At 32.1% G+C, this 13,844-nt stretch carries 11 protein-coding genes and 1 pseudogene; 5 read left to right on the top strand and 7 right to left on the bottom strand.

Annotated features, from left to right (window positions below; all coding sequences use genetic code 11):
• The 7 genes and pseudogenes from Q0975_RS10065 to Q0975_RS10035 form a co-directional block, all read right to left on the bottom strand.
• Positions 1 to 782: pseudogene (locus Q0975_RS10065) on the bottom strand (hypothetical protein); the annotation flags it as partial.
• A 198-nt stretch (positions 783 to 980) separates the two neighbouring features.
• Positions 981 to 1,508, bottom strand: a complete 528-nt coding sequence (locus tag Q0975_RS10060; protein WP_299435879.1) for an OmpH family outer membrane protein — start codon at positions 1,506 to 1,508, stop codon at positions 981 to 983.
• Positions 1,509 to 1,738: 230 nt separating this feature from the next.
• A complete protein-coding gene (locus Q0975_RS10055) occupies positions 1,739 to 2,587 on the bottom strand; it encodes a class I SAM-dependent methyltransferase (protein ID WP_299435876.1) in 849 nt (282 codons plus the stop codon).
• Positions 2,588 to 2,712: 125 nt separating this feature from the next.
• Positions 2,713 to 3,195: a hypothetical protein gene (locus tag Q0975_RS10050; protein WP_299435873.1), complete on the bottom strand. Its 483-nt coding sequence runs from the start codon at positions 3,193 to 3,195 to the stop codon at positions 2,713 to 2,715.
• Positions 3,192 to 5,063, bottom strand: coding sequence for a tRNA uridine-5-carboxymethylaminomethyl(34) synthesis enzyme MnmG (mnmG, locus tag Q0975_RS10045; RefSeq protein WP_299435870.1), 1,872 nt, complete (start codon positions 5,061 to 5,063; stop codon positions 3,192 to 3,194). The genes Q0975_RS10050 and mnmG overlap by 4 nt, the downstream gene beginning before the upstream one ends.
• Before the next feature lie 83 nt (positions 5,064 to 5,146).
• Positions 5,147 to 5,569, bottom strand: a complete 423-nt coding sequence (gene ybeY / locus Q0975_RS10040; protein ID WP_299435867.1) for an rRNA maturation RNase YbeY — start codon at positions 5,567 to 5,569, stop codon at positions 5,147 to 5,149.
• Positions 5,562 to 8,906 carry a DUF4175 family protein gene (locus tag Q0975_RS10035; RefSeq protein WP_366888523.1) on the bottom strand — a complete coding sequence of 1,115 codons (3,345 nt, stop codon included), beginning with the start codon at positions 8,904 to 8,906 and terminating at the stop codon, positions 5,562 to 5,564. The genes ybeY and Q0975_RS10035 overlap by 8 nt, the downstream gene beginning before the upstream one ends.
• A 159-nt stretch (positions 8,907 to 9,065) precedes the next feature.
• Here Q0975_RS10035 and Q0975_RS10030 point away from each other — a divergent pair, with 159 nt between their 5' ends.
• From Q0975_RS10030 to Q0975_RS10010, 5 genes are all read left to right on the top strand, one after another.
• Entirely contained in the window at positions 9,066 to 10,103 is a 1,038-nt protein-coding gene (locus Q0975_RS10030; RefSeq protein ID WP_299435861.1) for an alkane 1-monooxygenase, read from the top strand.
• Positions 10,104 to 10,220: 117 nt separating this feature from the next.
• A complete protein-coding gene (gltX, locus tag Q0975_RS10025; RefSeq protein WP_299435858.1) occupies positions 10,221 to 11,732 on the top strand; it encodes a glutamate--tRNA ligase in 1,512 nt (503 codons plus the stop codon).
• A 131-nt stretch (positions 11,733 to 11,863) separates the two neighbouring features.
• A complete protein-coding gene (locus tag Q0975_RS10020) occupies positions 11,864 to 12,031 on the top strand; it encodes a DUF4177 domain-containing protein (RefSeq protein ID WP_299435855.1) in 168 nt (55 codons plus the stop codon).
• Positions 12,032 to 12,094: 63 nt separating this feature from the next.
• The gene (locus Q0975_RS10015; RefSeq protein WP_299435852.1) at positions 12,095 to 13,039 is read left to right on the top strand and encodes an SPFH domain-containing protein; all 945 of its coding nucleotides are present in this window, start codon (positions 12,095 to 12,097) and stop codon (positions 13,037 to 13,039) included.
• Positions 13,040 to 13,329: 290 nt separating this feature from the next.
• A complete protein-coding gene (locus tag Q0975_RS10010; protein ID WP_299435850.1) occupies positions 13,330 to 13,839 on the top strand; it encodes a hypothetical protein in 510 nt (169 codons plus the stop codon).
• Positions 13,840 to 13,844 lie beyond the last annotated feature (5 nt).

The raw sequence follows: 13,844 nt of genomic DNA, 5'->3' as shown, positions 1-13,844 counted from the left end.
TCTGGACAAAATGATAGTGGTGCTGCGCCTTCCTCATTAATAAAAACATTGTTCGTATCAAAAAGAAAAACATTGGTATTTGCTGAGTTGAAACTGAAAGAGCTACTACAAGAACCAAAGTCAATTTCCACATTATAATCTCCTGGTTGTGTTACATTTTCCAATATATTAGATGATTCACCAGAAATAACAGTTCCGTTACGTCTCCAAATATAGGCAGGAAAACCTTCGGGTAGTGCTGTTAGCGTTACTGGTTCACCCTGACAAAGTGCTACATTATTTGCTTCAATATTAGGACCTGTTAAAGTAGCTCCTCCTTCATCACTAGAGTCAAAATAATAAATCGGGATCCCCGTTGTAATATCTCCAATAAATTCTGGATCTGGTACCCTAATTCTCATACTATAATTCTCTCCTTTAAGATCCTGAGGCATATCAAATAATCCAAAATCGATTTCAGCACCAGACCCTAAAGAAGAAGAGGATTGAATACGCTTTAATTCCCTTGTCGTTTCATCAGAAAAAACACCATTAGCATCTGACAATTCTAAAATGAATACTGTTCCGGAATCAAAAAACCCTGAGGGTCCATTATATTCTGCTGATGCTGCACGATTAGGTGTGTTTTGATTTACACACGCAATCGGTCTGGTATTACTACTATCACAAGAACTTGCCGTGCACACATAAAATCCAGGCATGCTAATCTGCTGTGCATTAAGCTCAAAATGACTGGATAATAAAAAGGAAAATACAACAAACAATACGTAAATTTTCTTCATAGAAAGCAGTATTTTAAAGTTAAAACTCAAGCAGCAAAACAGTTATAAAGTTACTAATTAAAATTCTATTTTATCCCAAATTGAACCATAACAAGAAGAGTGAAAGCATATTTTTTAAGGGAAAATTCCCTCAAATTATCTAAAAAAAACCCTACTAAACCATAATTTAGTAGGGACTTATATTACTGAGTTGAATGTTTATTTTTCCTCTCCTGAGGTTTTATCACCATTCAATTCTGATATAATTTTATCAGTAAGGTCTAATTCCTCTTTAGCATAAAATATATTCTTTACTTCGGTTTCTCCATAAATATACGTGTACCCATTATTCTTACCGTATTCTTTTATAAAATTCTCAACCTTAGCGATAATAGAATCAATTTCTACTTGACTACCTTGTTGAATCTCTTGCATTCTAGTTTGCTGCTCTCTTTGTAATCCTTGTTGTTTTACTAATAACTCCTGCTCCTTCTTTTCTCTATTAGCCGTAGACATAGATTTCATTATATTCTGATATCCCTGCACCTCAATCTGAAATTGCTTCGCTTTTTCTTCTAACTCAGCTCTAACTTCATTATTCTTTTTTGTCCACTTATCCTTAGCGGTTTTCATCTCATTAAAATCAGATACCACTTTCGTGTTATTTACATAACCTGTTTTCTCAATTTGTTGATTGCAAGAAGTCATTCCTATTAATGCAATTGCAACCCATATAAAATTTCTCATTATATTAAAATTTAGTTCTGCGCAAAAATATCAAAGTTCATGTGATGTTATACCCATTCATTCATCAAATTAAAGAGATATAAGAAAAAACAATGAATAAGAAAGAAGCCATTGTAAAAAACAATAGAAATTGATCAAAAATGAGCTCTTTTAAGGCTTTTTTGAAAAAAAACAAGACAGTTTATCTAAACGTGGTTTAAAAAAGCCTTAAAACCTCTTAAAAAAGAAAATTACAGTCCTTTTAATATATAGATGTGAGAAGAATACTCCTTTGACTGCTTTCCTTTAACATTTGAAAGCAAGCCTATCCAAAAAGCTTTTACAAAATTCATTTTTCCATTTTTATGTTTTTCTGATAATAGAGAAACATAAAACGAATCAAAAATTAGAGGAACAATTTTATCCAACCGTATTCCTTCTTTCTCAAAAAGCGTTTGTATAGAGTTTTTAGAAAAATGCCAAAGATGTCTAGGCACGTCATACGCTGCCCAGAAAGATTTATAATAACTTGCATCATATGATTTAAAATTAGGAACTGCCACCACCAAATAACCTCCAGGCTTTAGTAATCGTTTTAACTCCTTTATCTGAGATGACAAATCTGGAACATGTTCCAGTACATGCCACATCGTAATCACATCAAAACTATTAGAAACTAAACCATCTGTGTTCGATTGTAAAATAATTCCTTTCTTTTCTGCTAATATTTTAGCACTCGAATTAGGTTCTACTCCATAAACCTCCCAGTTCTTTTTATTAGCTTCCACCAAAAAATCTCCTGTTCCTGCACCTATATCTAAGAGGTTTCCGGTTCCTTTGTTTAAATCAGATATTAGTCTTACTTTTTTATTAAGTGAATAGTTTTTTACTATATGATATAGTTTTTCGAAAAGACTCCGTTTAGCATCTGTATGAGAAATATAATCTTCACTTTCATAATACCTCCCTAAACTTTCGCCGTCCGGTTTGGGGAGTGTAACCAACATATCATGATCTTTATCCTTATATAATCTGAAATTTTCACCTGATACAGTATGATCTTGACACTCTATATATAAATCTAAATTTTCTTTATTCATTACTAGCCTGAGGAAATATTAATATAATCTTGTTCTTTAATCTTATTTTTAATGTCTATAAAACTTTATCTAAAAAAACGAGTTTCGATCTAACACCAGCTAAATAAAAAATGTTCCACGTGGAACTATGGTTTTGTTGCATCATGAATCTCTACTCCCAATAATTCACTAAGCTGATTTGCCTTACCTATTGCATTTTGATAATTACTGGTTTTAAATAGTGTGAATCTATTATTTCCATTAAACAGTCTAATTACAAATGAATTCTGTTTTGCTTGTGTTCCTAAAGCAGAAACGGTACCCCATTCATTATCTTGTTTAAAAGAAGCGGAAAAAACAGATATATACTCAGGAAAATCCAAATCCGTCTTAGCTTTATAAATTGTCCCACCTAAAAACATAAAATGTCTATAGACATCGAAACCTTTTTTAACTTCATAAGAAATAGAATAACCCAATAGCGTAATCCCAATACTCAATAAAATCAAAACCTGTGATAACGAACTATCTCCTTTAATTAATAAATAACCAATAATCACAAAAATCAAAACTCCAAGTATCTTCACCTTAAAAGGTTTTTCTTGTGTAAAAAATAATCCTTTTTTCATCTTCCCATATAGACTAAAAGTACAGAAATATCACTAGGAGAAACACCACTAATTCTCGATGCCTGAGAAATTGTTGCCGGCTGTATTTTTGTCATTTTCTCACAAGCTTCGTACGAAAGCGATTTCAATTTTGTGTAATCAAAATTCTTAGGTATTTTAACATTCTCTAAACGATTTAGTTTATCAGCATTATTTTTTTCCTTTTCGATATAACCTGAATATTTTACCTGTATTTCTGTTTGTTCTAAAACTTCCCTATCCAATTCATTTTCTTTGATGTATTCAGAAACCTTTTCGAAATGTTTAATATCTTCTAATGTAATTTGTGGTCGAGCAAATAATTTAAACATCTTACCACTTTGATTAATTAATGAAGATTTCTTTTCTTCAAGAACGGGGTTTGCTTCTTCTGGTGTTACACTTGTCTCTTTAAAAAATTGAACAAAAGCTTTAGACTTACTTTCTTTTTCTTGCATTCTTCTTAATCGATCATCAGAGGCCAATCCTATTTTATGAGACATAGGTGTTAATCTGAAATCAGCATTATCCTGTCTTAACAAAGTTCTATACTCCGCTCTAGATGTAAACATACGATATGGTTCTTCTGTTCCTTTTGTGATCAAATCATCTATTAAAACACCTATATATGCTTCACTTCTTTTAATTGTAAAAGCTTCTTCCTCTTTAACTTTTAATGCGGCATTTATTCCTGCCATTAATCCTTGAGAAGCGGCTTCTTCATATCCAGTAGTACCATTAATCTGTCCAGCAAAAAACAAACCAGATACAAGTTTAGTCTCTAATGTATGCGTTAACTGAGTTGGGGGAAAATAATCATATTCGATTGCATAACCCGGCCTAAAAAATTTCACTCCTTCAAAACCAACAACCGATCTCAATGCTTTAAACTGAATATCTTCTGGCAGCGATGTAGAGAACCCATTCACATATACTTCTACCGTATTCCATCCTTCTGGCTCTATAAACATCTGATGCCTTTCCTTATCAGCAAATCTATTTATCTTATCTTCTATAGATGGACAATATCTAGGACCTATACTTTTTATTCTTCCATTAAACATTGGAGAACGATCAAAACCCTCTCTCAATAAATCATGAACTTCTGGAGAAGTATACGTCATATAACATGACCTTTGATTCGTTAATGGTTTAGATAAATCTGTATAACTAAATTTCTCTGGTCTTTCATCTCCTGGTTGTTCAACCATCTTGGAATAATCTAACGATCTTCCATCTACTCTAGGAGGTGTTCCTGTTTTCATTCTTCCTGAATCAAAACCAAGATCCAGAAGTTGCTCCGTAATTCCTGTAGCCGCTCTTTCTCCTGCTCTACCACCACCAAATTGTTTATCACCTATATGAATCAAACCATTTAGAAATGTTCCATTTGTTAAAACAACAGTTTTCGCTTTTACCTCTATACCAAGAGAAGTTCGCACACCTTTTATTTCTCCATTTTTAACGATAAGCCCACTCACCATTTCTTGATAAAAATCTAGGTTATGAGTTTGCTCTAACAACATCCTCCACTCCTCGGCAAAACGCATTCGGTCACTTTGTACGCGAGGACTCCACATTGCGGGTCCTTTTGATTTATTTAGCATCTTAAACTGTATAGCGGTTCTATCACTTACAATTCCACTATACCCGCCAAGTGCATCTATCTCTCTAACTATTTGTCCTTTTGCTATCCCGCCCATGGCAGGATTACAACTCATCTGAGCAATGTTTTGCAAATTCATCGTAATTAACAAAGTGCTACAGCCTAAATTTGCGGCTGACGCCGCAGCTTCACTTCCAGCGTGACCAGCACCCACTACTATAACATCATACTCCTTATCAAACATACTATCTTATCATTTGTTCCACGTGGAACAGTAAATTTTTAAACCCTATTTTGTTCCACGTGGAACAAAATATTAATGAAAAACTAGCGATGTTCCACGTGGAACATCGCTAGTTTTTCATCTTCCTTTAGTCTCATAAGAGAACTTTCCTTTTCCGTTTTATCTTTGTAACCACAAAAATGCAAGACTCCATGAACCATAACACGTTTCATTTCTTCGTCTTCAGAAACGTTATAAACTTTAGAATTATCTATCACTCTGTCAACAGAAATAAAGATGTCTCCAGACATCTCATTTCCCAAACTATTATCAAAACTTATTATGTCCGTATAGGTGTCGTGATCCAGAAATTCTTGGTTAATTTTCAGCAAATAATCATCGTTGCAAAAAACAAAACTAATCTCTCCTTCCTTCTTTTTCTCAGAAATAATAACTTTGTTTAACCAAGAAGAAATTGCTTCCTCCTTCAAATCAAACTCAACGGACTCATAAAAAAAACTAATCATTTACCTTCTTAAAATATTCTTGAACTTTGCGCTTATAATTTTGCCGCAAAGGTAATACTTGTCTATTTAATATTTCAGTAGTATTAAAATATTGTTTTGCTCTAAGTATTTGCTCACTATTGTCGTTGTTGAAGCGTTTCGTATTACTTTTACTTTCTCTTCTTTCTTCCTCTCCTTGCTCTAAAGTAGCGTCATCTAGCTTTAACAATTCATGTTTCAAATCCAACATCTTGCTTAATGTTTCATTATTAAAACCTTTCTCCAACAACTCACCTTCTACCTGTTCCATTCTACGCAACAACTCGCTTCCTTTTCCTTTGCCAATGCCTTCCTTCTTCAACTTATCCTGTAACGCATTTCTCAATTGTTGTTGTTGTTTATAGATCTCATACAATTCTCCATTCATATCTTCCTTTTGCATTTCAGACTCACCTTTTCCCTCTTTTCCGTTCTTTCCGTTCTTTCCGTCCTTTCCATTTTTATTACCTCCTTTACCTTTTCCACTCTTTCCGTTCTCACCTTTTTCACCATTTTCTCCAGATCCCTCACTTTTAGATTCTCCTTCTTTTTCACTCTTTTTCTCACCCTTACCTTTCTCTGTTCCTTCTTTCATTTTCTCATTCAGCTCCTCTTGTTTTTTAATAATATCTGGTAACTGAAAGCCTTGTGACTTACTTCCACTTTCACCTTTACCAGCCGCAGACATACTGTTTTGCATCTGATCCAAAGTTAAACTTAAAAAATAAGCCAAATCATTCGATCCAGTTACCGCATATTGCTGATTCGCTATTCCCTGAATAGACTGATTCTCCGCCAAACGCTCCAGCGATTTATCCATATTAAATTCTATATCGGTTAACTTTCCTGTTACTTTATCTGATATCTGTGGTGTACGTAAAGCCAGTGCATATAGACTATCATCAATGTGAATAAAATTTTCGCGGAGTATACTTTGTCTTTTTAATTTAGTAGAATATGTTGGGTTATCAATATTTATACCTTTAAAACCTTTCATTAGCTCCTCCTGTTCTATTGAAAAATCAACAAGATTATCTAAGATCTGCCTTAACATTTCCATATCCTCCTGCTGCTGTTCACCACCTCCCATTTGCATCTGCATTTGCATTCCGCTGCTCATTTGCTTCATCTTTTCCGCAGCGCTTTTCTGATTTTTCTTTGCCTCAGACTTTTCTTTTTTCTCTAAATTGTCACTAGCCTTTTTCTGTTCTTCTTTAATGTCATCCTCTTCATTCTTATCCTGATCCAGGTCCATTGGTTTTTTTAAATCTTTATTATCCTTCCTAAGATCATCCATTTCCTTTTGAAATTCCTCAAACTCCTTGTTTAATTCATCCTGCTTTTCTTTGGTGTTTTCCTCTTCCTTCTTTTCAGATAACTCTTCTTGCTTTTCAGATAGATCTTTCAATTTCTCAGCTAACTTCTCATGTTTTTCAATGACATAATATCTCTTAGTCAACTCCAATAATTGCTCTAAATTCTTCTTAATATTTTTATTTTCTTTTGCTAATTCCTCAAGTTTTTCCGTCAACTCTTCTTTCCGCATTTTTTCTGCAAGCTTGTTTATTTCATCAAGAAGCTTTTCGTTTTTCTTTAACTTTTCCTCATTCCGTTCCATCATTTCCTTCAACGCATCTTTGAACGGTTCTTCTTCCTTTTTGTCATCCAATTGCTCCAAATTATCTTTAAGCTTTTTGGAAAAATTTTGCATCATCTTCTCCTGCTCTTTCTGTCTCTCCAAATAATCTTCGAGCTTCTTTTTATCATTATAATCCAATTGCTTCTTCTCTTTTTGCAACTTACTCAACGCCTTTAAATCTTGTTCTTGATCTTTAAATTTCTTTAATGATTTATTTAAACCAGATATCGCCTCACTTTGTTCATTTAATCTTTTATCTTCCTCTTCCTTATCTGTTAACTTTCTAAAACTAAAAACCTGACTTTTTGTGCCTTTATATTGATGTATTGCATCATTATCAAAAACCTCAAAATAAAAATCATAATTAACACCATCTTTTAAGACAAGATTCCCTGGAAACGCAAAAACAAACTCATCAAAAACAGAACTATTTACTTCCAAATTCTCATTCTTTTTATCCGTTTCCATATTACTATTATAGTATACCAACCTCAACTTGCTAAGACCATAATCATCACTTACTCTTCCATAAAAATACATAGTGCTATTATCTACAGTATCTTTTTCAGCTGTTAAGTTAATCTCCGGATATTGATCCTTTACCACATTTATATTAAAAGAAAGGTTATCATAATCATTAATATTTCCATTAGAAGTTGTGATTTGATAATCCCAATCTGCATATAATACATTTTCATAATAAAAATCAGATTCCTTCCTATCAAAAATCATCGCGGAATCATTTGCAACCATATTTACTTTATCCGTATTTCTGGTCTTTACTTTCCATATAACCCTAGTTCCTTCTGGTATTACCGCATTACCTGAACTCTGTAAAAACTCATCTTTCTTTTGAGTATATGCTGGATAATCCAATTCCATTCTAAAGTCTAATAACGTTGGAACTGGTACAACATCTAACGAATATTCTCTTGAACTAACCTCATTAGAAGATAACACAAAATCAATAGGCTTTTTAGGCTGAACAAATGTGTGCTGAAACGCACCGACACCTGTATTTTTCAAAAAATAAACCTCCTCATTATAGCTAATTGTTACATTTTCTGGAACAACCTCACCAGTTGTCTTAACCTCTAAAACAAAATCTTTACTTTCTAAAGCATTTAATGACTCATTAACCACAAAAAACTGAAAAGGCGCTGGTGGTTCGTAAGCAGTTTGATAATTAACAACTCGATCGTAACTTTCTGAAAACCAATTGTTTTTATTAAACAAACTTACTAGTAAAAAAACAGCAATTGGTATCAATGCATACTTTAAGTACTTACCATTCTTCTTAAAGTTTATCGCCAATTTAAAAGGTATCGGCTTCAATTGTATTGACCTCTGCTCTATGCTCGCTAACAATAATGACGATGATCTGCTGTCCTCGCTAAGTTGTAAGAGGTTTAATAATTTATCATTTACATCAGGAAAATGATTTCCTATTATTTTAGAAGCATTCACATAATCAATTCCTTTAGCTATTCTTAATAACTTAGCTATTGGTAGCATGATTAGCTTAATAAAAAGCGATAGTTCTACCACGATAAACAACCAGAACAATATCGTACGCCAAGTACTATTTAACCATAAGAAATATTCAATTAAAAGTGTAATCAAAAAATATAACACACCAATAGCAAAGAACAGTATTACTCCTTTTATTAGTTCATTCAAATAAAATTTTTTGATAAATTGTTCTAATTTCTCTTTTATGAATTCGAAATTACCCATACTTCTTGCCTTTTCTTTTTCAGTAATCTATAAAACTACAACTTTATTTCTTATAGATTTGTTATATTTATTATAATTCAAACCCCTAGTATATAACTTGTTATGAAAGATTTAAAATACATATCTGCCTACACCATTCCCTTTGTTGCAGTATTAAGTATATGGTTACAAGGCATATATACCTATTTAACTCCAATTTATGTATTTGGTCTCATTCCTCTCATAGAGCTCTTTACATCCTCTTCTGAGGACAATTTAGATGACGACTTGCGTTTATCGAAGTCTAAAAAACAGTTGTTTGATTGGTTACTTTATATCAATCTTCCGATTATATATATGATACTATTTTATGCATTGTATACAGTAAGCAATTTAAGTCTAGCAACATATGAAATAATAGGTATTATATTTTCCACCGGTATTGTTCTTGGTGCTAACGGAATTAACGTTGGACATGAACTTGGTCACCGATTTTCCAAAGAAAGATTTATCGCAAAAGCTTTATTACTCCCTTCTTTATATATGCATTTTTATATAGAACATAATTTTGGACATCATCTAAAAGCCGCTACTAATGAAGATCCGGCCACAGCTAAATATAATCAACCTCTTTATTCTTTTTGGTTCACATCAATTATTGGACAATATCTAAGTGCTTGGGGAATTCAAATCAAATTATTAAAACAAAACAACCAATCTTTTTTATCTGTAAAAAATGACATGCTATGGTATTTGATTATTACCATTATTTATCTCTCTCTTACTTTTACAACTTTTGGATTTATAGGATTACTTGTAGCCTTATCATGCGCTATTGTCGGTTTCTTGTTATTAGAAACTATCAACTACATTGAACATTATGGTCTTCTTAGAAAGAAAAATGATTCTGGAAGATATGAGCGTGTTCGTGAAATTCATTCTTGGAATTCTAATCATTTATTAGGACGCATTCTACTTTTTGAACTAACAAGACATAGCGATCATCACTACAGAGCTTCTAAAAAATACCAGCTTCTGGATCACCATAAAGAAAGTCCACAACTCCCCTATGGTTATCCAACCTCAATGGTCATATCATTTTTTCCACCTCTATGGTTTATGTTAATGAACAAAAGAGTTCCGAAAGAAATGAAACCTTGATAATAACTATATAATTATTTATAGATTTATTGAAACAAATCTTTTTAAATCACTTATTTAAGATTGTATCTTTGTCATCGCTTTTATACACCTTTATTAAGGTATAAACACGAAATCATGACGAAAAAAACTAGGGTACGATTTGCCCCAAGTCCAACAGGACCTTTGCATATAGGTGGTGTAAGAACAGCCCTATTCAATTATCTTTTTACAAAAAAACACAATGGAACCTTTGTTCTTAGAATAGAAGACACCGATCAAAACAGGTACGTTTCTGGCGCTGAAGATTATATCACAGAAGCACTTGATTGGTGTAATATACCTTTTGATGAAGGACCCGGAAAAGATGGTGGGTTTGGTCCTTACAGACAAAGTGAGCGTAAACATTTATATAAACAATACGCTGATCAATTAATAGAAAATGGTCATGCCTATTACGCTTTTGATACTTCTGATGAGCTTAATGAACACAGAACAAATGATGAAGCTCAAGGAAAAACATTTATCTACAATTGGCACAATAGAACAAAATTAAATAATTCAATCTCTCTTTCGGAAAACGAAACTCAACAAAAAATTAACTCTGGTGATCCATACGTAATTCGTTTTAAATGTCCGCAAGATGAAACTTTACATCTAACGGATGAAGTGCGCGGTGATATGAAAATAGACACCAATGTATTGGATGATAAAATATTGTTTAAAAGTGATGGTATGCCTACCTATCACCTAGCCAATATTGTAGATGATCATTTAATGGAAATTACTCATGTAATTCGAGGAGAAGAATGGTTACCATCCTTAGCACTACATGTTTTATTGTATAGATCCCTTGGCTGGGAAGCTCCAAGTTTTTCTCATTTACCATTAATTCTAAAACCAGTTGGTAAAGGAAAATTAAGTAAAAGAGATGGTGATAAATTAGGATTCCCTGTTTTCCCTTTACAATGGACAGATCCAAAAACAAACGAAATCGCATCAGGATATCGTGAAGATGGATACCTTTCTGAAGCTGTAGTTAATATGCTGGCTTTTCTAGGATGGAATCCTGGAACAGAGCAAGAATTATTCTCACTAGAAGAATTGATTAATGAATTCGATCTTTCAAAAGTAAATAAAGCTGGCGCTAAATTTGATCCTGAGAAAACAAAATGGTTCCAACAACAACATTTTCAACAGACAAATGTTAGCGTACACGTGGAACAATTAAAAGAAATCATTTCTGAGAAAAACATTACGACCACATTTAATCTTATAGATGTAGTAAACCTAATAAAAGAAAGAGCTGTTTTTTCTAAAGACCTTTGGGACCTAAGTTCTTTTTTATTTATAGCACCCTCTGAATATGACGAAAAAGCATGTAAAAAAGCATGGAAAGATGACACTTCTACGCTTATGCATGAGTTGATCAGAATCATTAGTGATATTACAGATTTCGACTCTGAAAACGTTTCCAATATTGTGAAAACTTGGATAAAATCGAAAGAAATCGGATTCGGAAAAATTATGATGCCTCTTCGTATTGCATTAGTAGGATCACTTCAAGGGCCGGATCTCTTTGATATAACAGCAATTATTGGTAAAAAAGAAACTATTAAAAGAATTGAATCCATCATAGAGAAAAATTAATACCATCCTATTTATATATCTAATAAATAACCCATTATCCTCAATCGGATAGTGGGTTATCCTTTTTAAGACATGTAACATTTTTATAAAAATGTATACATATAGAGTAACCATTATAAAATTTGTCAACTATGGGAAAACAATATAAAGTCATTAAAATTTCCAGTAACTGGTCTTTAGAAAAACTAAAAAAAAAGGTAGAAGATGCCTTAAATAAAATTTCGACAGAAGGATGGGAAATAATTTCTGTTTCTTTCACCAATTATGGATATACAGCTATGATAACTATAGCAAAATAAAATACAATGATTTATAATTAATTAGTAAATTCATTTCATCTAATAACATTTAATCTAAAAACAATGGGACTATATTTTATACCGATTATAATTCTAGGATTTATAATTATAATATCCGGAATATTTACTGTAAAACAACAAACCTCAGCGATCGTGGAACGTTTTGGTAAATTCTTAAGTATCCGAACTTCTGGATTACATTTTAAAATACCAATCTTTGATCGTATTGCGGGCCGTATTAATCTTAAAATACAACAATTAGATGTACTGGTAGAGACAAAAACTAAAGATGATGTATTTGTGCGTCTAAAAATCTCTGTGCAGTTTCAAGTAATTAGAGAAAAAGTATACGATGCATTTTATAAATTAGAAAACCCACATGATCAAATTACATCATACGTATTTGATGTAGTTCGTGCAGAGGTTCCTAAAATGAAACTAGATGATGTTTTTGAGCGTAAAGACGATGTTGCTATAGCTGTAAAAAGTGAATTAAATGAAGCCATGGTTAATTATGGGTATGATATTATAAAAACATTAGTAACCGATATTGATCCTGATCTTCAAGTAAAAGAAGCTATGAACAGAATTAATGCGGCAGAACGTGAAAAAGTTGCAGCAGAATATGAAGCTGAAGCAGAACGTATTAAAATTGTAGCAAAAGCTCGTGCAGAAGCAGAAAGTAAAAGGTTGCAAGGACAAGGTATTGCAGACCAAAGAAGAGAAATAGCTAGAGGTTTGGAAGAAAGTGTAGATGTTTTAAATAATGTTGGTATTAATTCTCAGGAAGCTTCTGCCCTAATTGTAGTAACACAACATTATGATACACTACAATCCATAGGAGAGCACGTAAATAGTAATTTAATATTATTACCAAACTCTCCACAAGCTGGTAGTGATATGTTAAACAATATGATTGCTTCATTTACTGCTTCAAACCAAATAGGAGAAGAAATGAAAAAACAAAATGCTAAAAAAGGGCTTGGTGGAAATAAGCCAGAAGCATAGAATTACTTTATAAAAAAACAAAACCCGATCACAATTTCTGATCGGGTTTTATTTTTTATAAATTTTACGAATATCTAAGTGCGCAAATCATTAATTTTACAAAAAAATGAAAATAGTACGATTTAAGAGCTTTTATATAATCAAGACATAAAATCATATTGTGCAACTTTTATTTTCGCTTAGAGTCTTTAATATAAACCCAATTTTAATAAAAAAAAACAATATTAAAATTAAAAACAATAAATGTTCTTTATTGCTTAAAAAAAGAGCACTTTTACAAAAAAATGAAAATGAAAAATTACCTACTTATACTTCTACTTGTCTCAGGAAGCATTTTTTCCCAAAACATTGATAAATTAAAAAAACAAGCTATACGAGATGCAAAAGTAATTTCTGAAGCTTCACTTAAAAAAGATGTTAATACACTTTTAGAATATACACATCCTAAAATTTCCAAAAAATACGGGAAAGAACAACTAAAAAAAGATATCGAACAGGTTTTTCAAACCATGACTGCTCAAAAAATTAAAATTAAAAGCTCGGAAATCGATGAATTAACAGAAATCAAAAAAGAAAAAAAAGAACATCGTTGTCTTGTAAAAAACACCATAAAAATGGATTTTAACGGAAGACTCGTTACTTTAAAAAGTTCATTATTTGGATTTTATGATAAAAAGAAAGAAAAATGGTATTTTATTGAATCCAATAAATTAATAGATGATCCCGAAACACAGAAAATATTTAAGAATTTTGAAACGGAAATAGAAATTCCTCAGGACGAACAAATTGCTGATAATTGAAAAAA

Origin of the sequence: uncultured Aquimarina sp. (assembly GCF_947500065.1) — a bacterium.
Classification (GTDB): Bacteria; Bacteroidota; Bacteroidia; order Flavobacteriales; family Flavobacteriaceae; genus Aquimarina.
The sequence above is the reverse complement of the archived record's forward strand: the minus strand, read 5'-3'. Positions and strand labels throughout refer to the sequence as shown.